At 58.3% G+C, this 22,991-nt stretch carries 24 protein-coding genes; 15 read left to right on the forward strand and 9 right to left on the reverse strand.

Annotated features, from left to right (window positions below; all coding sequences use genetic code 11):
* Nucleotides 1–77: 77 nt before the first annotated feature.
* A complete protein-coding gene (gene acpP, locus PXT33_RS06605; protein WP_044953468.1) occupies nt 78–314 on the reverse strand; it encodes an acyl carrier protein in 237 nt (78 codons plus the stop codon).
* 299 nt (nt 315–613) lie between these two features.
* Between acpP and dapF the strand changes: the two genes are divergently transcribed.
* The 6 genes from dapF (at nt 614) to PXT33_RS06635 (ending at nt 4,976) form a co-directional block, all read left to right on the forward strand.
* Complete coding sequence (dapF, locus tag PXT33_RS06610) at nt 614–1,453, forward strand: diaminopimelate epimerase (protein ID WP_332376163.1); 840 nt, start codon at nt 614–616, stop codon at nt 1,451–1,453.
* 183 nt (nt 1,454–1,636) lie between these two features.
* Nucleotides 1,637–2,824, forward strand: a complete 1,188-nt coding sequence (locus PXT33_RS06615) for an LL-diaminopimelate aminotransferase (protein ID WP_097774778.1) — start codon at nt 1,637–1,639, stop codon at nt 2,822–2,824.
* A 131-nt stretch (nt 2,825–2,955) separates the two neighbouring features.
* The gene (locus tag PXT33_RS06620) at nt 2,956–3,327 is read left to right on the forward strand and encodes a GntR family transcriptional regulator (RefSeq protein ID WP_005939906.1); all 372 of its coding nucleotides are present in this window, start codon (nt 2,956–2,958) and stop codon (nt 3,325–3,327) included.
* Between the two features lie 2 nt (nt 3,328–3,329).
* A complete protein-coding gene (locus PXT33_RS06625; RefSeq protein WP_097781958.1) occupies nt 3,330–4,175 on the forward strand; it encodes an ABC transporter ATP-binding protein in 846 nt (281 codons plus the stop codon).
* Nucleotides 4,172–4,816: an ABC-2 transporter permease gene (locus PXT33_RS06630; protein ID WP_005939912.1), complete on the forward strand. Its 645-nt coding sequence runs from the start codon at nt 4,172–4,174 to the stop codon at nt 4,814–4,816. The genes PXT33_RS06625 and PXT33_RS06630 overlap by 4 nt, the downstream gene beginning before the upstream one ends.
* Before the next feature lies 1 nt (nt 4,817).
* Nucleotides 4,818–4,976, forward strand: a complete 159-nt coding sequence (locus PXT33_RS06635; RefSeq protein WP_165852545.1) for a hypothetical protein — start codon at nt 4,818–4,820, stop codon at nt 4,974–4,976.
* A 59-nt stretch (nt 4,977–5,035) separates the two neighbouring features.
* Here the strand turns inward: PXT33_RS06635 and PXT33_RS06640 are convergent, their stop codons facing one another.
* The 6 genes from PXT33_RS06640 to PXT33_RS06665 form a co-directional block, all read right to left on the reverse strand.
* Complete coding sequence (locus tag PXT33_RS06640; RefSeq protein WP_120079451.1) at nt 5,036–5,275, reverse strand: hypothetical protein; 240 nt, start codon at nt 5,273–5,275, stop codon at nt 5,036–5,038.
* Between the two features lie 19 nt (nt 5,276–5,294).
* Nucleotides 5,295–5,774, reverse strand: a complete 480-nt coding sequence (locus PXT33_RS06645) for a YhcH/YjgK/YiaL family protein (protein WP_120079453.1) — start codon at nt 5,772–5,774, stop codon at nt 5,295–5,297.
* Nucleotides 5,775–5,850: 76 nt separating this feature from the next.
* Nucleotides 5,851–6,756: an SPFH domain-containing protein gene (locus tag PXT33_RS06650; protein ID WP_005939926.1), complete on the reverse strand. Its 906-nt coding sequence runs from the start codon at nt 6,754–6,756 to the stop codon at nt 5,851–5,853.
* A gap of 50 nt (nt 6,757–6,806) precedes the next feature.
* The gene (locus PXT33_RS06655; protein ID WP_120079455.1) at nt 6,807–7,256 is read right to left on the reverse strand and encodes an NfeD family protein; all 450 of its coding nucleotides are present in this window, start codon (nt 7,254–7,256) and stop codon (nt 6,807–6,809) included.
* 267 nt (nt 7,257–7,523) lie between these two features.
* The gene (locus PXT33_RS06660) at nt 7,524–9,380 is read right to left on the reverse strand and encodes a glycoside hydrolase family 13 protein (RefSeq protein WP_332376164.1); all 1,857 of its coding nucleotides are present in this window, start codon (nt 9,378–9,380) and stop codon (nt 7,524–7,526) included.
* A gap of 75 nt (nt 9,381–9,455) precedes the next feature.
* Nucleotides 9,456–11,861: a glycogen/starch/alpha-glucan phosphorylase gene (locus PXT33_RS06665; RefSeq protein WP_332376167.1), complete on the reverse strand. Its 2,406-nt coding sequence runs from the start codon at nt 11,859–11,861 to the stop codon at nt 9,456–9,458.
* A gap of 426 nt (nt 11,862–12,287) precedes the next feature.
* Between PXT33_RS06665 and PXT33_RS06670 the strand changes: the two genes are divergently transcribed.
* The 9 genes from PXT33_RS06670 to mgsA all read left to right on the forward strand — a co-directional run bounded on the left by PXT33_RS06670 (nt 12,288) and on the right by mgsA (nt 21,565).
* Nucleotides 12,288–12,719 carry a cell division protein ZapA gene (locus PXT33_RS06670; RefSeq protein WP_097774784.1) on the forward strand — a complete coding sequence of 144 codons (432 nt, stop codon included), beginning with the start codon at nt 12,288–12,290 and terminating at the stop codon, nt 12,717–12,719.
* Nucleotides 12,720–12,744: 25 nt separating this feature from the next.
* Nucleotides 12,745–14,820, forward strand: coding sequence for a DUF3656 domain-containing protein (locus PXT33_RS06675; RefSeq protein WP_332376168.1), 2,076 nt, complete (start codon nt 12,745–12,747; stop codon nt 14,818–14,820).
* A gap of 101 nt (nt 14,821–14,921) precedes the next feature.
* Nucleotides 14,922–15,368 carry a dUTP diphosphatase gene (dut, locus tag PXT33_RS06680; protein WP_332376171.1) on the forward strand — a complete coding sequence of 149 codons (447 nt, stop codon included), beginning with the start codon at nt 14,922–14,924 and terminating at the stop codon, nt 15,366–15,368.
* 9 nt (nt 15,369–15,377) lie between these two features.
* Complete coding sequence (locus tag PXT33_RS06685) at nt 15,378–15,932, forward strand: nucleoside triphosphate pyrophosphatase (protein WP_005939951.1); 555 nt, start codon at nt 15,378–15,380, stop codon at nt 15,930–15,932.
* Nucleotides 15,933–16,092: 160 nt separating this feature from the next.
* The gene (locus tag PXT33_RS06690) at nt 16,093–17,115 is read left to right on the forward strand and encodes a rod shape-determining protein (protein ID WP_005939954.1); all 1,023 of its coding nucleotides are present in this window, start codon (nt 16,093–16,095) and stop codon (nt 17,113–17,115) included.
* A gap of 149 nt (nt 17,116–17,264) precedes the next feature.
* Nucleotides 17,265–18,095 carry a rod shape-determining protein MreC gene (gene mreC, locus PXT33_RS06695; protein ID WP_101956484.1) on the forward strand — a complete coding sequence of 277 codons (831 nt, stop codon included), beginning with the start codon at nt 17,265–17,267 and terminating at the stop codon, nt 18,093–18,095.
* A gap of 14 nt (nt 18,096–18,109) precedes the next feature.
* Complete coding sequence (gene mreD / locus PXT33_RS06700; RefSeq protein ID WP_223387866.1) at nt 18,110–18,643, forward strand: rod shape-determining protein MreD; 534 nt, start codon at nt 18,110–18,112, stop codon at nt 18,641–18,643.
* 19 nt (nt 18,644–18,662) lie between these two features.
* Entirely contained in the window at nt 18,663–20,966 is a 2,304-nt protein-coding gene (locus PXT33_RS06705; protein ID WP_332376172.1) for a penicillin-binding transpeptidase domain-containing protein, read from the forward strand.
* A 194-nt stretch (nt 20,967–21,160) separates the two neighbouring features.
* A complete protein-coding gene (gene mgsA / locus PXT33_RS06710; RefSeq protein WP_005939970.1) occupies nt 21,161–21,565 on the forward strand; it encodes a methylglyoxal synthase in 405 nt (134 codons plus the stop codon).
* A gap of 317 nt (nt 21,566–21,882) precedes the next feature.
* Here mgsA and PXT33_RS06715 read toward each other — a convergent pair whose 3' ends face one another.
* Nucleotides 21,883–22,413, reverse strand: coding sequence for a hypothetical protein (locus PXT33_RS06715; RefSeq protein WP_097778181.1), 531 nt, complete (start codon nt 22,411–22,413; stop codon nt 21,883–21,885).
* Entirely contained in the window at nt 22,410–22,874 is a 465-nt protein-coding gene (gene rnhA, locus PXT33_RS06720) for a ribonuclease HI (protein ID WP_005939979.1), read from the reverse strand. The genes PXT33_RS06715 and rnhA overlap by 4 nt, the downstream gene beginning before the upstream one ends.
* Between the last annotated feature and the right edge of the window lie 117 nt (nt 22,875–22,991).

Consider the following 22,991-nt stretch of genomic DNA (forward strand, 5'->3'; position numbering starts at 1 on the left):
CGCACGAACCATATTAAAAGCCCCGTCCATGCAGTGCGGCCGGGTGCCGCACCAGAAGGCAGGGCTTTTTGACTGAATCAGTTCTGCGCGTGGCTGTCCACAAAGTTTACCACATCGCCCACGGTGCGCAGGGACTCGATGGCATCGTCCGGCACCTCAATGCCAAACTCATCCTCCAGCGTCATCACCATATCCACGATATCCAGACTGTCGGCCTCAAAATCGCTCATGATGTCACTGTCCATCGTGATCTTTGCCGGGTCAACATCCAGCTGCTCCGCCAGCAATGCACGGATTTTTTCAAAAGTATCCATTCCTGTGGTCTCCTTTTTGCAGTTGTTTTGCCTGTCCTGTACACCGGTGCCGTGCGTGCGGCTGCCGTGACGGATGCACCCGCAGATGCTGCGCGGCCCCGGACTGTACAAAACTCTCTCTTTTTTTATATCCCATGCCATGCGTATTGTCAAGCCCTGTTTTCCATTCTGACAGATTCCTTTGCGAAAAATTGCCGGAAAGGTGCATTTTCGCTTGACAGGAGCGCCCCGGTTTCTTATCATTATAGAGTAGCGAGTTTATAGGGACTGACCACAAGTCCCATGAAGGAGTTTTGAGCATGAAGCTTTCATTTACCAAAATGCAGGGCTGCGCCAACGATTATATCTATCTGGACTGCCGCAAAAGCGGTGTGCCGGAGAACATTGCAGCCCTTTCCGAAAAATTGTCCCGGCGGCATTTTTCCATTGGTGCAGACGGCATCATCTGCATCTGCGCTGCGCAGACGGCGGGTGCGGACGGCATGATGCGCATCTTCAACGCAGACGGCAGCGAGGGCAGAATGTGTGGCAACGGCATCCGCTGCGTGGCTGAATGGCTGTACACCCACGGCATTGCCAAAGCGACCCTTGCCATTGATACCCTCAGCGGCCTGAAGACCGTCACCCACAAGGGTGCGGGCCTGTGGCAGGTGGAGATGGGCGCTTACAGTGCCATGCCTGCCAGCCTGCCTGCTGTGAACATGGGCGAGGAACCGCTTGTGGACAAAGAACTGACTGTGGACGGCAAAACGTGGCATGTGACCTGCATCAGTGTGGGCAACCCCCACTGTGTGACCGTGGTGGAGGATGTGGACAGCCTGAAGCTGGAAGAGATCGGCCCGGCCTTTGAGCACCACGCAAACTTCCCGGAGCGCATCAACACCGAGTTCGTGCAGGTGGTGGATCCCACCCACCTGAAGATGCGGGTGTGGGAGCGCGGCAGCGGCGAGACATGGGCCTGCGGCACCGGCACCTGTGCCACCGTGGCGGCCCTGACCGAGCTTGGCATCTGCCCGGCAGGCGAGGACATCCATGTGCAGCTGCGCGGCGGTGTGCTGACCATCCGGGTGTTGCCCGGCAGACAGCTGCTGATGACCGGCGCCGCCGAGACCGTGTGCGAGGGCACGACAGAAGTGTAAGGAAAACGAAAACCCTCTCAGTCGCCTGACGGCGACAGCTCTCCCGAAGGGCGAGCTTTTCCACATCAAGAGGAAAAGTTTTTCTTCACAACAAAAAAGCTCCCCCACTCGGGGGAGCTGGCATCGAGCGGACGCGAGATGACTGAGAGGGTCATACCAAAACAGAAGCGAGGGAAAGTAACCATGAAGATGAACAAGCATTACAACGAGCTGAAGGCAAGCTATCTGTTTGTGGACATTGCCCACAAGGTGGCCGCTTATCAGGAGGCACACCCGGAGAAGGAGATCATCCGTCTGGGCATTGGCGATGTGACCCAGCCGCTGGCAAAGTGTGTGGTCAAGGCCATGCACGATGCAGCCGATGAGATGGGCACCAAGGAAGGCTTCCACGGCTATGGCCCGGAGCAGGGCTACCCCTTCCTCAAGCAGGCCATTCAGGGCTACTACGCAGGCCGCGGCACCCAGCTGGCAGAGGATGAAATTTTCATCTCTGATGGTGCAAAGAGCGATCTGGCCAACGTACTGGGCCTGTTCGATGTGGACAACACCGTGCTGGTGCCGGACCCCGTTTATCCCACCTACGTGGACGATAACGTGACCGATGGCCGCAAGATCATCTACAGCCGCACCAGTCAGGAGAACGGCTTCCTGGGAATGCCGGATGAGAATGTGAAGGCTGACATCATCTATATCTGCAGCCCCAATAACCCCACCGGTGCCGCCTACACCCGCGACCAGCTCAAGGCATGGGTGGACTACGCCAAGAAGAACGATGCCATCATCCTGTACGATGCTGCATACGAGTGCTTCATCTCCGACGAGAACCTCGCCCGCAGCATCTTCGAGATCGAGGGTGCACGCGAGTGTGCCATTGAAATCTGCTCCTTCTCCAAGATCGCAGGCTTCACCGGCACCCGCTGCGGCTACACTGTGGTGCCCAAGGAGCTGGAGCGCGAGGGAATGAACATCAATAAGCTGTGGCTGCGCCGCCAGACCACCAAGTTCAACGGTGTGCCTTACGTGGTGCAGCGCGCCGCCGCTGCGGTGTTCACCGAGAGCGGCATGGCCGAAATCCAGCAGAATTTGGACTACTACCGCAAGAATGCCAAGGTCATCGCGGACGCTCTGGACGAGTGCGGCGTGTGGTACTGCGGCGGCAAGAACAGCCCCTACATCTGGCTGCGCTGCCCCGGTAACATGAAGAGCTGGGAGTTCTTCGACTGGCTGCTGGAAAACTGCGGCGTGGTCGGTACCCCGGGCGTGGGCTTCGGCGAGTGCGGCGAGGGCTACTTCCGCCTGACCGCTTTCGGTGACGCCGAAAAGACCAAGATGGCCGCCGAGCGCATTAAGACCGCCATCAAGGCACTGTAAAACCTAAAAAATGCACCTGCTGTCCGTTTTGGACGGCGGGTGTATTTTTTTGCGCATTCTCTTGACAAATCCGTATCTACTGTATATACTGTACATATACAGATAAAACGCAAGAACCAAAGGAGCAGCCGATGGAACTGTTTATCAACAACAAAAGCGGCGCGCCTATCTATGACCAGATCTACAACCAGATCAAGCAGCAGATCATCAGCGGGGCTTTGCAGCCGGACGAGGCCATGCCCTCCATCCGGGGGCTGGCACGGGATCTGCGCATCAGCGTCATTACCACCAAGCGCGCCTACGATGAACTGGAAAAAGAGGGCTTCCTTTACGCAGTACCGGCAAAGGGCTTTTTTGTAGCCCCTAAAAACACCGAGCTGCTGCGGGAAGAGAACCTGAAAAAAATTGAAGCGCACCTTACCGAAGCTGTGAAGCTGTCCGCATCCTGCGGGCTGAGCAGGGAAGAGCTGCGGGAGATGCTGGAACTGCTGTGGGAGGGCTGAACATGAACGCACTGGAACTGCGGGGACTTACAAAGCACTATAAGGACTTTACCCTCGGACCGCTGGATCTGACACTGCCCGGCGGCACCATCTGCGGCCTGATCGGCGAGAACGGCGCAGGCAAAAGCACCACCATCAAATTGATTCTGGACATGCTGCAGAGGGACGGCGGTACCGTGACCATTTTGGACAGGGACAACCGCACCGACCTTGTACACACCAAGGAAGAAATCGGTGTGGTGCTGGGCAGCGATGGCATTCCCCTGTGCCTGAACGCTGTGGAGGTGGGCAAGGTGATGGCGGGCATCTACCGCAACTGGGACGCTGGTGACTACACGGCGTTTTGCCGGAAATTTGACCTGCCGCCGGACAAAAAGTATAAGGATTACTCCGCTGGAATGCAGAGGAAGCTGTGCATTGCGGTGGCGCTTTCCCACCACGCAAAGCTGCTGCTGCTGGATGAAGCCACCAATGGGCTGGACCCGGTGGTGCGGGATGAAGTGGTGGATATCCTGCTGGATTTTGCCCGGGACGAAGAACGCTCCATCCTCATTTCCTCCCACATTGTCAGCGACCTGGAAAAGCTGTGCGATACCATCGCCTTCCTGCACAAGGGCAGGCTGCTGCTCTGTGAGGAAAAGGACGCCCTGCGAGAGGAATACGCCTTGTGGCACGGTACGGCGGCGCAGCTGGCGGCACTGGATGTACGGGTGTACGGCAAGCGGGTCACCCCCTACGGGGCAGAGGCGCTTGTGCGCCGGGACGCCCTGCCTGCCGGGGCAGAGCTTACCCCGGTGAGCATTGAGGAATTGTTTGTACTGATGGTGAAAGGGGAGTGTGCAGAATGAAAGGCTTGCTGCTAAAGGATGCTTATCAGATATGGCACTATGCCAAAGGTGTCATTGTGGCCGCCGTGGTCATGATGGGCGCAGGCGTGGTTACCATCATGAATGGGGCCAATTTCTTTATTGTATATGCGGGCTTTCTGATGGGCATGATGCCCATGACCCTGCTGGCCTATGATCAGGCCAGCAAATTCAGCGAATACAGTGCCGCGCTTCCGGTCACAAAAGAGCAGCTGGTGGGCAGCAAATACATCGTTGGTCTGTGCGGGCTGGTGCTGGCGGAACTCTTCGCCGCCGCAGCCCTTGGCGTGGCAAGCCTGCACTGGACAGCTGTGGACCATGCGCTTGTGGTTTCCACGCTGGTGCAGGTAGGCATGACAACGCTGCTGAACAGTGCCGTTCTGCTGCCGTTGAATTACCGTTTTGGCTACGAAAAGGCAAAATATGCGTTTTATTTTATGGTCGGCCTGGTTGCGGCTCTGATGGGGTTTGGCGTGTCCGCCAATGAGGACGGCCTGGCCCGGAACCTTCTGCCGCAGGGCGTTCCGCCACTGGCTCTGCTGGGCATTGTACTGATCGTTCTGGGGCTGTACTCCCTCTCTTGGCGGCTGTCGGTGGCCTGGTACGGAAAGGCAGAGCAGTAAAATGAAGAAAAGTCAGATCGCGGGTATCCTGTTCGGTGTTGCTATGGGCGTTTTGTTCAGTGTGTCGATGGGGACAGTGGGTTTTGTGCTGGGTGCCAGCTTTGCAATTCTGGGCATGGTGATGTTCAAAGGATTGGATGACCCACAGGATAAAAAGTAAGGTGTAAAAAGAGCGACGCCCCTGCAGGAAAAGCTTTTTCTGCAGGGGCGTCGCTGTATTTATTTCTCGGACTCTTCGGCGTTTTTCTGTGCGGCTTCCAGTTCCTCCACCTGCTTTTGCAGGGCGGTGATTTTGTCGTCCATTTTCAGGAACGTCCACACCAGAACAGCCAGCACCACCGCAGGCGGAACCACCATCAGCAGGGACTGCTGGCACCAGAGCAGCAGCGAATAGCCGCCGAACACGGTAAAGAGGAACACGGCAAACAGGCTTGCAGCCAGTACAGCAAAAAATCCCATATAAATGCCCTCTCTCGGCTTATTCCTCGGTCTCGTCCTCTTCGTCCGGGTCCAGCTCGATGCTGAACACGGCTTTCCTCAGTTTGCCGCAGCCCTGCGCCTTCAGGCCGGATTTATAGGGCTCTCCGGCCAGATACAGGGCAAACCGCCCCTCGCACAGCATTCCGGCAATGCTGGTGCCTGCGGTACCCACGGTGGTGTCGGTGGATTCGTCGGTGGGCTTTGTCGGGGTCAGCTCTGCAAGGCTCACCTCAAACAGCTCGCTGCCGTCCAGATCGGTCTCCAGCGTGATGTGGCTGTCGTGGCGCTGGAACAGCGCTTTATCGGAAGTCAGCGGTGTGACGGTGCTCACAGTGACCACAGCCTTTTCGCCGTCGATGCGGGTACGTCCGGCGGGCAGGGTGGTGATGTCCCGCGCCATGATATACTCAATGACGGTGTCGAGGTTGTCGCTCACGCCCAGATAGTTGGGCAGGTTGTTCAGGGTATCGTAGATCATAGAAGAACTCCTTTATCGTGCAAAACAAGGTTCACCGCCTGCATATAGCACAGACGGTGAACCGGAATTTTAAATTTTATTCTGCGTCCTTCGGGTCGGTCATCAGCTCTTTGATGCTGGGCACCACGCCGCCCAGATTCTGAAGCTCCGAAGGAATGATGATCTTGGTTGCCTTGCCGTTGGCCACCTTGGCCAGAGCTTCCAGACTGCGGATGGCCAGAACCTTATCGCTGGGCATGGCCTCGTTCAACAGGCGGATGGCGTCGGCATTGGCCTTCTGCACGGCCAGAATGGCCTGTGCTTCGCCCTCGGCTTCCAGAATGCGCTGCTGCTTCACAGCATCCGCGCGCAGGATGGCGGCTTCCTTTTCGCCCTCAGCGGCGGTAATGGCGGCCTGCTTTTCACCGTCGGCTTTCAGGATGACGGCGCGCTTCTCGCGCTCAGCCTTCATCTGTTTCTCCATGGCTTCCTGAATTTCACGCGGCGGGATGATGTTCTTCACTTCCACGCGGTTCACCTTGATGCCCCACTTGTCGGTGGCTTCGTCCAGGATGGCGGTGATCTTGCCGTTGATGACATCGCGGCTGGTCAGGGTGTGGTCCAGCTCCATTTCGCCGATGATGTTGCGCAGGGTGGTGGCGGACAGGCTTTCGATTGCCGCAATGGGCTGGTTGACACCGTAGGTGTAGAGCTTGGCATCCATCACCTGAAAGAACACCACGGTATCGATCTGCATGGTAACGTTATCGCGGGTGATGACCGGCTGAGGGGGAAAGTCTGCCACCTGCTCTTTCAGGCTCACCTTTTTGGCGATGCGCTCGATGAAGGGAATCTTAATGTGCAGGCCTGCCGACCATGTGTCGGAGTAGCTGCCCAGCCGCTCAACGACATACACCTTGGACTGGGGCACGATGACGATATTGGTGATGATCACCAGCAGGACGACAAAGACCAGCGCGAGGATCAGAAAAAACATGACCATAGTGGTTCTCCTTTTTCAGATGGGTGCAACGTTTCAGCGCAGAACGCAGATCACGCTCTGCGGCTTTCGGTCAATACGGGCTCCACGATGAGCAGGGTGCTGTGCAGTTCGGTCACACGGCAGCGCTGCCCGGGGGTGAGAATGTCGCCGGGAGTGGCGCAGCGGGCATTCCAGTCCACGCCGTCCAGTCGCACACGGCCCGGCAGGTCGGCGGTGACGGTGGTCAGCACGGTGGCCTCCCGGCCAAGGTTCCGGTCGCCATTGGTGGGGGTGATTTTCTGGCGCAGCTTTGCAGCCAGCGGCCGGAACGCCAGCAGGCACAGAATGCTTACCACGATGAACACCAGGGCCTGCGCCCGGAACGAATCCGTGAACAGGCAGGTGAGCAGGGCGGCAGCTGCGCCGACGGCGAACCAGACGGAGGTCATGCTGAAGGTGGAAGCCTCCAACAGCAAAAAGCCCACCACGGCAGCCAGCCAGAGAAATGGAACAGGGTTCATGGTTCTCCCTCCTTATGCCCCTATTATAGAGTATCCCCGGGTGGAAGGTCAAGCGTTTTTTACTGGAACGTTGCGCAGAAAACGAAATAAAGAACAAAAACTCCCTCAGTCACGGCTTTGCCGTGCCAGCTCCCTCAGAGAGGGAGCCTTTTGCGTAACCGGGAAGGTGAATTAGCCTCCCTCTTTGAGGGAGGTGGCATCGCGTCAGCGATGACGGAAGGAGTGAAAAAGCCGCTGCACAAAATATGTGCAACGGCTTTTCTCAAATCAGGTGATATCGTAATAGCTGTGGTTCGGATTGTGGCCGTTCTCCTCCACCACGATGGTAAAGCCCATGGGGTTCACCTCCGTGTGCTTGCCGGAAGCCAGCGGCTCCACGATGATGTGCTCCGAGCGGTTCACGATGACCTCGGCAGTTTCCGCTTCGCCTACGCGCTGGTAGTGCAGGATGCCGTCCTGCGCCCGGAGCACCCGCAGCTCACCGGTGCGGAAGGCCTCGCAGGTGTGGCGCAGCTGCGCCAGCTGTGCCAGCACCGGCTTCAGGCGCTTTTCGTGGCTGTCCCAGCAGAAGAAGGCACGGTTGAAGGGGTCGCGGTAGCCCTGCATCCCGATCTCATCGCCGTAGTACAGGCAGGGCACGCCGGGCAGCGTGTAGATGATGGCATAGGCCATGCGCAGGCGCAGCATCCCTTCCTCGTAGGCTTCGCCGGTCACACAGCGGCCGCTCTGCCACTCGCGGCCACGGCCGTTGGCGGGCTCGTCCGCAATCACGGTGAGGGCGCGTTCGGTGTCGTGGGTGGAGAGAAAGTTCAGCGCAGTGTCCATGGCAGGGGCGGGGTAGTGCTCACAGATGGACAGAATTTCGCCCATGGCCTGCTCGGCGGGCTTACCCTTTACAAAGTCCAGCACAGCGTTTTTGAAGGGGTAATTCATCACGCTGTCCAGCCCCTTGCCCAGCAGATAGGTGCGGCGCTGGCCAAAGCCGTATTTGGTGGTGGCATCCTCCCACACCTCGCCCAGCAGGAACTTCTCCGGGCTGACCCGCTTGACAGCGGCGCGGATCTTTTCAATAAAGTCGTCCGGCAGCTCGTCGGCTACATCCAGACGGAAGCCTGCGGCACCGCGCCGCAGCCATGTGTCAATGACACCGCCCTCGCCGGTGATGAACTCCACATAGGAGGGGTTCTCTTCGTTCACCTCGGGCAGGGTCTCGAAGCCCCACCAGCTGCGGTAGCCGCCCTTATACTTGGGGTCAAAATCGTACCAGCTGCGGTAGGGGGAGTTGGGGTCGCGGTAAGCGCCGCCATCCCCATAGCGTCCTTCGCGGTTGAAATAGCGGCTGTCGGAACCGGTGTGGCTGAACACACCGTCCAGCACGATGCCAATGCCGTACTTGGCGGCCTCGCGGCAGAGCACCTCGAACTCCTCGTTGGTGCCCAGCAGCGGGTCTACGTTGAGATAGTCGGCGGTGTTGTAGCGGTGGTTGGAGTGCGCCTCAAAGATGGGGTTGAGGTAAAGGTAGTCCACCCCCATCTCCCGCAGATAGGGCAGTTTGATACGGATGCCTTCCAAGTCGCCGCCGAAATAGTCCTCGTTCAGGTGGCCGCCGGTCTCGTTGGGCTGCCAGAAGGGTTCGGCGTGTTTGTCGGCCTGATACAGCCGGTCCGGGAAAGGCATGGGCTTGTTCTCAATGCCCTCGCAGAACCGGTCCGGAAAGATCTGATAGAACACCTTGCCCTTGATGCACTCCGGGGTCTGGAAACCGGCATCGTAGACGGTGATCTGCCACTTTTCGCCTTCCTGCCAGCTGACAACGCCGCAGTTGTCCGGCCCGCGGTAGATACGGCGAAAGTCGGTGTAGAGGTCGAAGTAGTAGAAGTACAGGCCCGGGTCGTTCAGCGGCAGCTCCACGGAAAAGTGGTTCTGCTGGGGGGTCTGGCCGTCGAACTTCATGCGGTAGTGCACCGGCACGTCGTATTTTCCCTCTTTCTGGAGCACCAGATGAGGATCGACATAGCCCAGCTCTTCCGGGATGCACAGGGTCAGGCGCACGGTCTGACCGGCCCGCAGCGCACCAAATGGCTGCTTGAAATAGGGGTCGTAGCTATTGAACAGACAAGACAAAGCAGGGTCGTCCTTTCTCAAAAAAGCCCCGGCGGGCCAAACGCCGCCGGGGCAAATGGATTTTTTAAGGGAAAATTACTTGCCCATGGGCACCGGGGAAGCGTACCAGATGTCGTGTGCGTAATCCAGCACAGAGCGGTCGGCGCTGAAGATGCCGCTGTTGGCAATGTTCTTCAGGCTCATGTGTGCCCACTTCTCGCGGTCGGCATACAGCTTCTGCAGGTCGGCCTGTGCGCGGCGGTAATCCTTGAAGTCGGCCATGACCATATACGGGTCGCTGCTGCGCAGGTTCTCGGTCACTTCGTGGAAGTTCTCGCCGTTCCAGCCGCGCTCCAGAAAGTTCAGAGCGTTGTTGGCAACATCGTCGCCCATGATGAAAGCGTTGGGATGGTAGCCCACCTGCTTGAGGTTGTTCACCTCGGGGGTCAGCATACCGAAGATCAGCTCGTTCTCCTTGCCGGCAGCGTCTGCGATCTCCACGTTTGCGCCGTCCAGAGTGCCCAGAGTGATAGCGCCGTTCAGCATGAACTTCATGTTGCCGGTACCGGAAGCCTCGGTGCCGGCCAGAGAGATCTGCTCAGAGACCTCGGCGGCGGGCATCAGGTGCTCGCTCAGAGAGACGCAGTACTCTTCCAGATAGACCACGCGCAGCTTGTCGCGCACAGCGGGGTCGTTGTTAATGAGGTCGCCCAGCTTGCAGATCATGCGGATCATCTGCTTTGCCATGTAGTAACCGGGAGCAGCCTTTGCACCGAAAATATAGGTCTTGGGGATGAAGTCGGCGTTGGGGTTCTCTTTCAGGTACAGGTACTGGGCAGCGATGTTCAGCGCGTTCAGGTGCTGGCGCTTGTACTCGTGCATACGCTTGACCTGACAGTCAAAGATGGAGTTCGGGTCGATGATCTGACCGGTGCTCTTTGCCAGATAGTTGGCAAAGCTGGTCTTGTTCTCCAGCTTGATCTCGTTCAGGCGCTTGAGAATGGTCTTGTCGTTCTCAAACTTGTTCAGCTTGGACAGATCGGAAGCATCATGCTTGTAGCCGTCGCCGATGGTCTCGTCCAGCAGCTTGCACAGGCCGGGGTTAGAGGCCAGCAGCCAGCGGCGGTAAGCGATGCCGTTGGTCACGTTCTTGAAGGCCTGCGGCTTGAACAGGTAGTAATCGTGGAAGACGCTGTCCTTGATGATCTGGCTGTGCAGCTTGGACACGCCGTTGATGCTGTTGGCGGTGTAGGCGCAGATGTTTGCCATGCGCACCTGATTGTCGCCGATCAGTGCCATATAGTCGATCTTGCCCTTGTCGCCGGGGAAGACCTTCTCCAGCTCTGCGCGGGCGCGGCGGTCCATCTCCACCACGATCTGGTAGATGCGGGGCAGGGTCATCTTGAAGATGTCCACGTTCCACTTTTCCAGAGCCTCAGCCATGACGGTGTGGTTGGTATAGGAGAAGACCTTCTGGCAGATGTCGAATGCCTTGTCCCAGCCAAAGCCGCACTCATCCAGCAGAATGCGCATCATCTCGGGGATGGCGAGGGTGGGGTGGGTGTCGTTCAGTTGGATGGCCACCTTGTCGGGCAGGTTCTCGAGGGTCGCATAGCTGGACAGATGGTTCTGGACGATATCGCCGATGGATGCGGCAGACAGGAAGTACTGCTGGCGCAGGCGCAGGATCTTGCCCTCAACATGGTTATCGTTGGGGTACAGCACCTTGGAGATCAGCTCTGCATTGGCGTTCTTGCTCATTGCAGTGTTGTAGTTGCCCAGAGAGAAGCTGGACATATCAAAGTCCGGGGCCTTTGCCTGCCACAGGCGCAGCTTTGCAACGCCCTTGCCGTCGTAGCCCTGCACATACATATCAGAGGGAACAGCCATGACGCTGTTGTAGTTGGTGTGCTGGATATAGTGGAAGCCGTTGTCCCAGTTCTCGTGGATCTCGCCGTCAAAGCGCACTTCCACAGCCTGATCGGGGCGGCTCTTCAGCCAGACCTGACCGCCGGGCAGCCAGTTGTCGGCACGCTCCTGCTGCCAGCCGTCCACGATCTTCTGCTTGAAGATGCCGTACTCGTACAGGATGGAGTAGCCGGTGCCGCAGATGCCGGTGGTGGCCATGCCGTCCAGATAGCAGGCAGCCAGACGGCCCAGACCGCCGTTGCCCAGACCTGCATCCGGCTCTTCCTCAAAGATGCTGTCAATGCTGATATCAGCGTCGGACAGGGCCTTTTTTGCCACCTCGTCCAGACCCAGGTTCAGCAGGCTGGTCTTCAGGCTGCGGCCCATCAGGAACTCCATGCACAGATAATACACCTGCTTGGTGCCGGTGCCAATGGCCTTGGACTGGAACTTCTTGTGGTTCTCACTCATCATCTGGCGGCAGATCAGAGCCAGAGAGCGGTAGATCTGCTGGTTGGAAGCAACGCTCAGCTCCACGCCGTACTCGCTGGTGAGCTTGTCCTGAAGAAGTTTACCGAATTCTTTCGATGTCATAAAGGTACTCCTATCCGCATAAGTTTTCAGCTTTGCTAAAATAATTGAAATAATTGGCGCCTGCAGGCACTTTCCCTCACTTGCTCTGCCGCCAACATAACAAAGATATTATAATATGGCAGAATGACAAATGCAAGGAATCAGGGGATTTTTTCCGTAACTGACATTTTTTTATTGAACTTTCTGATAAATATGCCAAAATTTCAAAAAATACACTTTTTCTTGATGCTTATTTATATTATAATAGGGAAAGAAAGCTGTGTTCCGAAACATTTTCGGGGACAAACTCCGGGAGAAATGTGCCGGGTAACTCGCCCGGCGGGTGACAAGACACCAAAACGGTACCGGGAACGGTACCGTTTCCCGGCAAAAATCAGAAGATCACTGCCCGCTGCGGGCAAAAAAGGATAAAAAGGGGAAACAGATATGGTCAACAAGGTACGGGTGAACATTGCAGGTACGCCGTATGCCATTGCTACGACGGACCCGGAAAAATATATTTTGTCGCTGGCGAAAAAGCTGGATGAAGACATTACCAAGCTTTTGGACGATAATGCGAATCTTTCGGTGACGAAGGCGGCGGTGTTCTGCGCCATGGATTATCTGGACGAATACCGCAAGAGCACCGGCAGCGCGGAGAATATGCGCAGCCAGATCCAGGATTACATTGCGGATGCCACCCGCGCAAAGCTGGCGGAAGATAAGGTCAAAGCAGAGAATGAGGTGCTGCGGCGGGAAGCTGCCGCCCTGCGCGAACAACTGGAAAAGATGCGCAATAAGGAAGCCCGGCGCGAGGAGCGCGCCCAGCAGGCGGCACAGCAGTCTGCTGCCGAGGGCGAAGCGGACAAGGCGGAATAAGCCGTTTACAGGATAAAGGAGAAGTATGTCAAAGATCGAGATCCTTGCCCCGGTGGGCAATGAAGAAATGCTGCGTGCCGCTGTATTCAGCGGTGCCGACGCAGTGTATCTGGGTTTTTCGGGTTTCAATGCCCGCACCAGTGCCAACAATTTTAACGCGGATACGCTGAAAGATGCGGTCACCTTCTGCCATGCGCGGGGCGTGGCTGTGCATGTGGCGCTGAACACCACCGTCTATGGCGGCGAGCTGCCCGCGCTGGAACAGGCCATCCGTGCCGTTGCAGCCAGCGGTGCCGATGCGGTCATCTGTCAGGATCTGGCAGTGGCAACGCTGATCGGTAAAATTGCACCGCAGCTGCCGCGCCACGGCTCCACCCAGATGAGCGTGCACAGCCTGCAGGGTGCGCTGGAGCTCAAGGAGCTGGGCTTCACCCGCGTGGTGCTGGCCCGTGAGCTGAGCATGCCCGAGGTGGAGCATATCACAAAGCACTGCGGCATCGAGACCGAGTGCTTCGTGCACGGCGCGCTGTGCATGTGCGTCAGCGGCCAGTGCTACATGTCGGCCTTTCTGGGCGGACGCAGCGGCAACCGCGGTTCCTGTGCCGGCCCGTGCCGCCTGCCGTTTGAGGCAAATACCCTGCCGGAGGGCAAGCCGGGCCGCCTGCACCACCTGTCCTTAAAGGATAATTCGGTCATTGATAAGCTGGACAAGCTGCAGGCGCTTGGCGTGGCATCGGCAAAAATCGAGGGCCGTCTGCGCACGCCGGAGTATGTGGCGGCGGCAGTCAGCGCCTGTCTTGCAGGCCGCGAGGGCCGCGCCTACGACCGCGATCTGTTGAAGAATGCTTTCAGCCGTTCCGGCTTCACCTCCGGCTATCTGGATGGAAAGATCGACGGCACCATGTTCGGCGTGCGCAGTGAAGCAGACGCAGAGCAGACCAAAAAGACCCTGCCCATGCTGCGGGAGCTTTACCGCCGTGAGCGCAGCCGCGTGCCGGTAAAGATGAAGCTGGAAATTGAAGAGGGTGGCGAAAAGCTCACTGTCACCGATGCAGACGGCAGCAAGGCCTTTGCCTATGGGGATGCAGAGCCGCAGCCTGCCCGTACTGATCCCACCGAAAGCCTGCACCGCAGCCTTGCCAAGACCGGCGGCACGCCTTTTGCGGTGGAAGATCAGGACATTGCCGTGGAAATGGACGGTGGGCCGTGGTTTATCCCGGGCAGTGCGGTGAACGAGCTGCGCCGCGAAGCGCTGGATGCCCTGCTCAAAAAGCGGGAAGTGCTGCGCCCATGGCCCACCACCGAGGAGCATGTGCCTGCCCTGCCGCTGCGCACCCTGCCGCCTCACCGTACCCTGCGTGCCCGGTTTGAGAGCTGGGAGCAGGTGCCGGAGCGGGCGCTTGACGGCGTCGAGTATCTCATCCTGCCCATTGCGCAGGCCGACCGCGTGCCCCGGGAATGGCGGGCAAAGACCCTTTTGGAACTACCCCGGGTCATGTTTGGCAAGCTGGAAGAGGATACCGCCCGCCGCATCGCGGCCACGCAGGACTCCGGTTTTGCAGGCTATGAGGTGAGCAATATCGCCCACCTGCGCCTGTGCCGGGGCCTGCCCATGAGCGGCAGCTTTGGCCTGAACATCACGAACCAGCTGGCCGCGCAGTTCTACGCGGACAACGGCCTTGGCTCCATGCTCATCCTGCCCGAGGTGAAGGACAGCGACATCAGCACCATTGCGCCCACCCATAACGGCAGGCCGGTGCCCACCGGCGTGCTGGTGTACGGCCATATGCCGCTGATGATCACCCGTGCCTGCCCGCTGCAGAACATCCACGACTGCGCCCACTGCGACAAGACCGGCGTGCTGACCGACCGCAAGGCCAAGAAGTTCCCAGTGCGGTGCGGCCTTGGTGTGCGCACCATCTATAACCCTGTACCTATTTATATGGGGGATAAGCCGGGCGCTTTGACGGTGGACTACGGTGTGGCTTACTTCACGCTGGAAAGCCGGGAGGAAGCGGCCAAAATTCTGGAGATGATCCGCACCCATGCACCCTTTGAAGGTGATTTTACCCGTGGGTTGTATTTTAAAGGTACGAACTGAAACTCCTTCCGTCATTGCTGACGCAATGCCACCTCCCTGAGGGAGCTGTCGAGCGTATGCGAGACTGAAGGAGTTGCTATAAAATCAAAACGAGGTATACTATGGAACCCATCACAGTAAAATATAAGGTATTGGACACCCGTGCCAAGGTGCCCTCTTACGCAACCCCCGGCTCTGCTGCCGCCGACCTGTGCGCCGTACTGGACGCGCCGCTCACCCTTGCCCCCATGGAGCGGGCACTGGTGCCCACCGGCCTTGCCATCGAGCTGCCCGGCCCCCACAGCGTGGCACTGGTGTACGCACGCAGCGGCCTTTCCATCAAGTACGGCCTGTGCATGGCCAACGGCGTGGGCGTGGTGGACAGCGATTACCGCGGCGAGCTGAAGGTGCCCATGGTCAATCTGGGCAGGGAAGCCTACACCATCCAGCCCGGTGAGCGTGTGGCCCAGCTGTGCATCGCACCGGTGTACACCGCTGCCTTTGTGCCTGCCGAAGAGCTGGGCGATACCCAGCGCGGCGAGGGCGGCTTTGGCTCTACCGGAAAGTGAGATGGAATAATGAACCTGATCTTAGCTTCCGGCAGCCCGCGCAGGCGGGAGCTGCTCTCCTTATATACCACCAATTTCACCGTCTGCGTCAGTGACTTTGACGAAAGTGCGGTGCAGGCCGCTACGCCTGCCCATCTGGTGGAACAGCTGGCCCGGGGCAAGTGCCTTGCTGTTTCGGCCCAGCATCCGGGCGCTGTGGTCATCGGCTGTGATACGGTGGTGGATGTGAATGGCGAGGTGTTCGGCAAGCCCCACAGCGAAGAGGACGCAAAGCGGATGCTGCGCGCCCTTTCCGGTGCCACCCACGAGGTGCACACCGGTGTGTGCATCTCGGACGGTGCGCGTACTGAAAGCTTTGTGGACAGCTGCCGCGTTACCTTCTTCCCGCTGGGTGAAGAGGAGATCGACTTCTACGCTTCCACCGCCGAACCCTACGATAAAGCCGGTGCCTATGCCATTCAGGGGCGGGCGGCCCTCTGGCTGGACCGTATTGAGGGCGACTACTACACCATCATGGGTCTGCCGGTGAGCCGCACCGTACAGCTGCTGGCACATTTTGTGTGATAAAACTGGAAAAAACGAAGAAAATTTGCACAAACGCTTGAGAAATCATTGCCTTGCGGCTATAATAGAACCGTGTTATTCTGCGCAAAGGCGGCACAAAAGGGCTGCCGGATGTTCTGGCGCTATAGATAAAATGGGAAGCATAAGGAGAATTTTTACAATGGGCCTGTTTTCTAAAGATGTAGGTATCGATCTGGGTACCGCAAATACTCTGGTATATATGAAGGGCAAGGGCATCATCATGCGGGAGCCTTCGGTCGTGGCTGTGGATACCAAGACCGACGAGGTACGCTGTGTGGGTGCCGAGGCAAAGGCTGTCATTGGCCGTACCCCCGGCAGCATCGTGGCTGTGCGTCCGCTGAAGGATGGCGTGATCGCTGACTTTGACATCACCACCAACATGCTGGAAAATTTCCTCAAGAAGGCATGCGGCAACAGCATGTTCTCCCGCCCCCGCGTGGTCATCTGCATCCCGTCCGGCGTTACCGAGGTGGAGCGCCGCGCTGTGCGCGAGGCTACCCTGAAGGCCGGTGCCCGTCAGGTGTCCGTCATTGAGGAACCCATGGCAGCAGCCATCGGTGCGGGCCTGCCCATCAGCGAGCCTACCGGCAGCATGATCGTGGATATCGGCGGCGGCACGGCTGAGATCGCTGTGATCTCTCTGGGCGGCATCGTGGCCTCCCGCAGCGTGCGCATGGCAGGTGATATGTTCGATCAGGCCATCATCGCCTTCATCAAGCGCAAGTACAACCTGCTGATCGGTGAGCGCACCGCAGAGCAGATCAAGATCGAGATCGGCTCCGCCTATGCGCTGGACCCCGAAATGACCATGGAGATCAAGGGCCGTAACCTCGTGGACGGCCTGCCCAAGAACATCGTCGTCCACTCGGAGGATGTGCGCGAAGCTCTGCTGGAGTGTCTGGTCAAGATCACCAGCGCCATCAAGGAAACGCTGGAGCGCACCCCGCCGGAGCTGAGTGCGGATATCATCGACCGCGGCATCACCCTGACCGGCGGCGGCGCACTGCTGCGCGGTCTGGATCAGCTGATCCAAAGCGAGACCGGCATCGACGTACACATTGCGGAAGACCCGCTGGACTGCGTGGCCAAGGGTGCCGGTGCGGTGCTGGATCATGTGGATGTCCTGCATGACGTGCTGGACACCGACGGCGGCCACATGTAACACGGGCAAGGCCCACACTTGCGGAAAAAGGCTCTTTTGCGCAGCGTCTGCGCTGATTTCCGCTGCAAACAATGTCTCTTGCGCGGATGGCAGGGCTGTCCGCGCTTTTCTTATGGCATGGCATCCACCCGAAACAGGAGGGTACTCCCTTGAAGGACTTTTTTGACACATGGAAATTTAAGATATTGGTAGCCGTGGCGGTGTTTCTGGTGGGCATCATGGCCTATGCCGGTGCCAACGGACGGCTGACTGCTGCCCCGCAGGAACTGCTGGGCGTGGTGCTGATGCCGCTCCAGAAGGTCACATCGGCACTGAGCGGCGGCATTGGCTCGGTGTGGGAAAAATACACCAGCATCGATGAGGTCATGGAACAGAACGAACAGCTGGAAGCGGAGAATGCTGAGCTGCGCCAGCAGATCGTGGACTATGACCGCATCAAGGCGGAAAACGAAGCCTACAAGGCGCTGGCCCGCATTCAGGATTCCAACACCGAAGCAAGCTATATTTCTGCCTTTGTGATCGGTCGCGACCCGCTGGATGAGTTCGGAGGCTTTACGCTGGACTGCGGCACGGTGAACGGCGCAGCCGTGAACGATGCCGTGATCAGCGATAAGGGCTATCTGATCGGCATGGTGGTGGAAGCCGATACCACCAGCTGCAAGGTGATGACCATTCTGCACCCCAGCTTCAGCGCTGCGGGCGTGGTATCCCGCACGCGGGAAAACGGCATTATCAATGGCAGCACCGATTATGCCGGTGACGGCCTGTGCGTGCTGACCAATCTGGAACGCGCCACTGAGACGAAGATGGGCGATCAGGTGATCACCACCGGTCTTGGCGGAGTGTTCCCGCCGGATCTGCTGGTGGGAACCGTGCAGAAGGTGGAGCCGGAAGTCAGCGGCAAATCTTCCATTGCAGTGGTGCGCCCGGGTGCAGACCCGCGCACGGTCAAGCACGTATTCGTTATTACCGACTATTAAGGGGGTACATTTGTATGGAATCACGCCGCATGCGCAGCCGCAGCCAGATCCTGAAATGGGTCTGCTATGCGGTGGCACTGTTTGTGTGCGCGGCACTGCAGACGACCCCCGGCCTGCTCCAGCTGGGGCAGGCAAAGCCGCTGTTCATTCTGCCGCTGTGTCTGGCTGTGGCTGTGTATGAAGGCGAGTTTGCAGGTGCGCTGTTTGGTGCCGTGAGCGGCCTTTTGTGGGACTACACCGCCGGGCGCACCGTGGGTATGCTGGCGCTGGAACTGCTGTTGCTCTGCTTTGCGCTTTCGGTGCTGGTTCAGGTGTATCTGCAGGGCAGCACATGGAACTTTGCGCTCATCAGCACCGGCACGGCCCTTGTGGTGCTCTCGCTGGACTGGCTATTCTTCTACTACATGCCCGGCTACAGCTGGGCGCTGAGCCGCTGGCTGACCTTTGTGCTGCCTTCGGCCATGATGACGCTGGTGCCGTCGCTGGTGCTGTTCAGTCTGGTGCGGCACATTTACAGCGCATTCAAAATCGACAACGGCGTAGTCTGAACCGCCGGAGGAAACGCGGATGAACCAAAACGAACGAAAAACCGTTGCGCGCCGGATGATCCTGCTCATTGCAGTGGCATGTGTTATCATGGGCCTGTACGTGATGCGGCTGATCTTTCTGCAGCTGGTCAACGGCGACGACTTCAAGGCCAAGGCCACCAACACCACCGACTATAACTTTACGGTCACGGCGGCCCGCGGCGATATCGTGGACAGCGCCGGGCGGCGCATTGCCACCACAACCACCAGCTACAATGTGGTTCTCAACAAACTGCTGATGGGCGACCGGGATCTGGACACCATGCTGCAGCAGATCGTGGAGCTGCTGCGTGCGAACGGCGAGAGCTGGAATGATACGCTGCTGATCGGTCAGGCGGACGCAGCAGGCAATTACGCCTTTACGGACGATGACACGTCCACCAGCGACCAGAAGCAGCTGGCAGACATGAAGGAAACGCTTGGTCTGCAGCAGTACGCCACCGCCAACGATGTAATGGAAATGCTGGTGGAAAAGAACGATCTGCAGGATTTTTCGCCGGAATGGCAGCGTGTGCTGGCCGGCATCCACTACGAGATGGACCGGCAGGCGTTCTCCAATGTGAACAATTTTGTCATGGCGGAGAACGTGAGCACCCTCGCGGTGGCCACCATCAAGGAGCACAGCCTGCAGCTGCCAGGTGTGGAGATCGTGGAGACCAGCGCCCGCAGCTACGACCAGAGCGATATCGTCCCGGCGGTGCTGGGCCGTGTGGGCAAGATCACGGCGGAAAAGTGGAAGGTGACCGATTCCAACGGTCAGGTGACCTATCCGCTGCGGGAAAAAGGCTATAACATGAACGATGTTCTGGGCATTTCCGGTCTGGAATCCGTTTATGAGGACGAGCTGCGCGGCAAGGACGGCGTGGAGACCATCACCCGCAATTCGGACGGCGTGATCGTGGATACAAAGCTCACCACTGTGCCGGAGCCGGGCCATACCGTGCAGCTGACCATTGACAGCAACTTCCAGCGTGCCGTGGACAAGGCACTGGCGGACAACATTGATATGATCAACCGCGTGTACAATACCGGCACCATGAAAGCTGCCGCCGGTGCGGTGGTGGTGCTGGACGTGAAGAACGGCAGTGTGCTGGCTGCTTCCAACTATCCCAGCTATGACCAGAACCTGTATGCCGCTAACTACAGCGAGTACAGCTCCGACCCGAGCCTGCCGCTGTTCAACCGCGCATTGCAGGGCCTATATACACCGGGTTCTACCTTCAAGCCCGCCGTGGCGGTGGCTGCACTGGACAGCGGCCTCATCAACCAGTATTCTACCGTTTACTGCAACGGCGTGTACAACTACTTCAAGGATTACCACCCCCGCTGTACCCGCCACGGCCACAGCGGCAACATCGATGTGGTCACAGCCATCAAGTGGAGCTGCAACATCTTCTTCTATGATGTTGGCCGCCGCCTGACCAGCGATGTGTACGATGCCTATGCCTACAAGCTGGGTCTTGGCCAGCGCACCGGTGTGGAGGTGGGCGAGGCCGTGGGCCGTCTGACCACCAAGAGCGACTCCAACTATATGGCATCGCTGGATGTGCAGGCCGCCATCGGTCAGGGCAACACGGTGGTCTCGCCCATCCAGCTGGCTACCTACGCGGCAACGCTGGCCAACAACGGCACCCGTTACCGCACCCATTTCGTCAAGGCCATTCTGGACACCAACACCGGCGAGGTGCTCAGCGAGACCAAGCCCGAGGTCATGGATGTGATCGAAGGCACCGGCAACACCTTTGAGCTGGTGCGGCAGGGCATGAAGCAGGTGCCCAGCACCATCAGCGACAAAATTTCCAGCTATCCGGTGCCGATCGCCTGCAAGACCGGTACACCTCAGCGCAGTGAGACCTATGCGCCCGGTAAGCACTATCTGAACGCCATGATGGTGGCTTACCTCCCGGCGGATGATCCGCAGATCGCCATTGGCCTTAGCATTGAGTACGGAGGCTATGGTGCCCGTACCGGTGATCTGGTGGTGGACATTGCAAATGCCTATTTTGCCCTGAAGGATGGCAGCCTTGCCCAGCAGGCCGAAGCGGAAAAGGAAGCCGAGCAGGCCCAGCAGGAAGATCAGGCGCAGACCACTGACCCAGCACAGGCCGCTGCAGGCCAGACCACTGGCAATGCCGCAGCCCAGCCTGCACAGATGACACCCGCCGCAGACACCACTGCGCCGGAAACGGCAGCAGAAGGGGAAGCCCAGCCTGCCGTGCAGGACGAGCAGCAGCCCGCCGCAGACACCGAGCAGAACCCCGATGCCATTGCGCCGGAGAACTGAAAACGGGAGACAAAACCGACACGGGAAAGGGCACTGCAGCGGGATTTTGAATGGAAACATCCCTGAAAAGAAAACAAAATTGAATATTCTGTATAAAAACCAGTTGTAAAAGATTGGATTTTGTGATATCATTTCAGGCGAAGGACTTTTTTACAAAAGCGTTCCAATCGTTTAGGAAGAGGAGAGGGTAACGGATGACGATTGCACTCATTGCGCATGACTCCAAAAAGGAGCTGATGGTTCAGTTTTGTACGGCGTACTGCCGCATCCTGAGCCAGCATAAACTGGTAGCGACCGGCACCACCGGTAAACTGATCGCAGAAGCTACCGGCTTACAGGTGCAACGCTTTCTGGCCGGTGTGCAGGGCGGCGACCAGCAGATCGCATCCCGCATCGCCTGCAATGAGATCGACCTGTTGCTGTTCTTCCGTGATCCCATCAACGCAAAGCCCAGCGAACCCAACGAAATGACGCTGCTGCGCCTGTGCGATGTGCACAACATCCCCATGGCCACCAACATTGCCACTGCCGAGGTACTGATCCACGGCTTGGAGCGCGGCGATCTGGATTGGCGCGATATCGTGCATCCCCAGAACTGACAAAACGATTTGGAATGGCTCCGCGTGTGCTGCGCCATATTCAGCGGAAATTATATTGATAATGCGAAAATCGGGAACATCTGCGGATGTTCCCGATTTTCATTTTCACGGGAATGGGGTCCGAACCGCAGAATGCATTTCTGCCGCCGTGCGGCTGTTTCCGCAGGAAGCAAAAACAGCAGATGCCGTGTGCCGCAGCGGCCTTGCCTGTAAAAAAGAATTCCGGAAAATCCGCAGATTTTCCGGAATTCTAATATAAAAATAATGTTTCCGCTGAATATGGCCAGAGTGCAACGGAGGCCATTTGAAACGTACGGTTAAACTTTAAAATCCTCGGCCATCTCCGCCACATCTTCCGGGGCAAAATCGCCAAGCGGCAAGATCAGCCGTGCCAGCGTTTCCTGCGGCAGAGCTGCAAGAATCGTGCTGTCATCACTGCCGGTGCCTGCGGGCGGGCAGACGGTGTGCACGCCGTCTGCACCGGTCTCCACCCGGGCACGGTGAGTGGTTGCCACATATTGCATCCCAAGCTTGTCTGCAGCCGTCAGCAGGGCGGCAAACAGCGGCGTGCCGCCTTCGCCCAGAACGTCTGCGTCCTGCCCGGCCAGTGCTTCGGCGTTCAGCACGATGCACTCGATGCCAAGGGCCTCTGCTGCCTTTTTGGCGCTTTCCGCATCGGCGGTCTGTTCTGCTGCCAGCCGCACGGCAGCGCCCGCCACGGCAAAGCCCTGCTGCTGTAAAATGCGCACAGCTACGGCGCATTCTCTGCTGCCGTCCATCTGCACCAGAACCTTATCCTGACTCTCGTAGGTGTCGAACCCACTGCCGGGCAAAAATGTGTCGCTCATGTTCCCTGCCTCCCGCCATGTGCTTTGCTTTGGGCCACGGCCAGCTGGTCGCAGCGTTCGTTCTCCGGGTGGCCTGCGTGGCCCTTGACCCAGACGTAGGTGATCTTGTGCCGGGCTTCCTGCTCCAGTGCCTGTGCCCAGAGGTCCGGGTTCAGGGCGGGGGAGCCATCTGCTTTTTTCCAGCCCCGGCGCTGCCAGTTTTTGGCCCAGCCCTTCTGAAGCCCGTTGATGACATACTGGCTGTCGGAGCACAGCCGTACCTCGCACGGCTCCTTGAGCTGGCGCAGTGCTTCGATAAAGGCTGTCAGCTCCATGCGGTTGTTGGTGGTGCTGTCGTCGCCGCCGCTCAGCTCTTTTTCGTAAACTTTGCCGTTAAAACGGTAGCGCAGCACGGCACCCCAGCCGCCCGGGCCGGGATTGCCGCTGCATGCGCCGTCGGTGTACACTTCGACCTGCTTCATGCGGTTCTCCTTCTAAAATGAGTTGCTTCTATTTAGCGCTATTTTCCGGCTTCTGTCAAGTGCGAATGTATATTCCGTGCTGGAGCTGCCAAACCTTGGAATTGACAAAAACGCCGG

The organism is Faecalibacterium taiwanense (assembly GCF_036632915.2).
Lineage (GTDB): Bacteria > Bacillota > Clostridia > Oscillospirales > Ruminococcaceae > Faecalibacterium > Faecalibacterium taiwanense.

Excerpts from the sequence above, each read along its gene's own strand:
- dut (WP_332376171.1), top strand. The coding sequence starts at position 14,922 with ATGGAACCCATCACAGTAAAATATAAGGTATTGGACACCCGTGCCAAG.
- PXT33_RS06615 (WP_097774778.1), top strand. The coding sequence starts at position 1,637 with ATGAAGATGAACAAGCATTACAACGAGCTGAAGGCAAGCTATCTGTTT.
- dapF (WP_332376163.1), top strand. The coding sequence starts at position 614 with ATGAAGCTTTCATTTACCAAAATGCAGGGCTGCGCCAACGATTATATC.
- PXT33_RS06670 (WP_097774784.1), top strand. The coding sequence starts at position 12,288 with ATGGTCAACAAGGTACGGGTGAACATTGCAGGTACGCCGTATGCCATT.
- mreD (WP_223387866.1), top strand. The coding sequence starts at position 18,110 with ATGGAATCACGCCGCATGCGCAGCCGCAGCCAGATCCTGAAATGGGTC.
- mgsA (WP_005939970.1), top strand. The coding sequence starts at position 21,161 with ATGACGATTGCACTCATTGCGCATGACTCCAAAAAGGAGCTGATGGTT.
- PXT33_RS06625 (WP_097781958.1), top strand. The coding sequence starts at position 3,330 with ATGAACGCACTGGAACTGCGGGGACTTACAAAGCACTATAAGGACTTT.
- PXT33_RS06705 (WP_332376172.1), top strand. The coding sequence starts at position 18,663 with ATGAACCAAAACGAACGAAAAACCGTTGCGCGCCGGATGATCCTGCTC.
- rnhA (WP_005939979.1), bottom strand. The coding sequence starts at position 22,874 with ATGAAGCAGGTCGAAGTGTACACCGACGGCGCATGCAGCGGCAATCCC.
- PXT33_RS06675 (WP_332376168.1), top strand. The coding sequence starts at position 12,745 with ATGTCAAAGATCGAGATCCTTGCCCCGGTGGGCAATGAAGAAATGCTG.
- PXT33_RS06690 (WP_005939954.1), top strand. The coding sequence starts at position 16,093 with ATGGGCCTGTTTTCTAAAGATGTAGGTATCGATCTGGGTACCGCAAAT.
- PXT33_RS06685 (WP_005939951.1), top strand. The coding sequence starts at position 15,378 with ATGAACCTGATCTTAGCTTCCGGCAGCCCGCGCAGGCGGGAGCTGCTC.
- PXT33_RS06630 (WP_005939912.1), top strand. The coding sequence starts at position 4,172 with ATGAAAGGCTTGCTGCTAAAGGATGCTTATCAGATATGGCACTATGCC.
- PXT33_RS06655 (WP_120079455.1), bottom strand. The coding sequence starts at position 7,256 with ATGAACCCTGTTCCATTTCTCTGGCTGGCTGCCGTGGTGGGCTTTTTG.
- PXT33_RS06715 (WP_097778181.1), bottom strand. The coding sequence starts at position 22,413 with ATGAGCGACACATTTTTGCCCGGCAGTGGGTTCGACACCTACGAGAGT.
- PXT33_RS06650 (WP_005939926.1), bottom strand. The coding sequence starts at position 6,756 with ATGGTCATGTTTTTTCTGATCCTCGCGCTGGTCTTTGTCGTCCTGCTG.
- PXT33_RS06665 (WP_332376167.1), bottom strand. The coding sequence starts at position 11,861 with ATGACATCGAAAGAATTCGGTAAACTTCTTCAGGACAAGCTCACCAGC.
- PXT33_RS06640 (WP_120079451.1), bottom strand. The coding sequence starts at position 5,275 with ATGGGATTTTTTGCTGTACTGGCTGCAAGCCTGTTTGCCGTGTTCCTC.
- PXT33_RS06645 (WP_120079453.1), bottom strand. The coding sequence starts at position 5,774 with ATGATCTACGATACCCTGAACAACCTGCCCAACTATCTGGGCGTGAGC.
- acpP (WP_044953468.1), bottom strand. The coding sequence starts at position 314 with ATGGATACTTTTGAAAAAATCCGTGCATTGCTGGCGGAGCAGCTGGAT.
- PXT33_RS06620 (WP_005939906.1), top strand. The coding sequence starts at position 2,956 with ATGGAACTGTTTATCAACAACAAAAGCGGCGCGCCTATCTATGACCAG.
- PXT33_RS06635 (WP_165852545.1), top strand. The coding sequence starts at position 4,818 with ATGAAGAAAAGTCAGATCGCGGGTATCCTGTTCGGTGTTGCTATGGGC.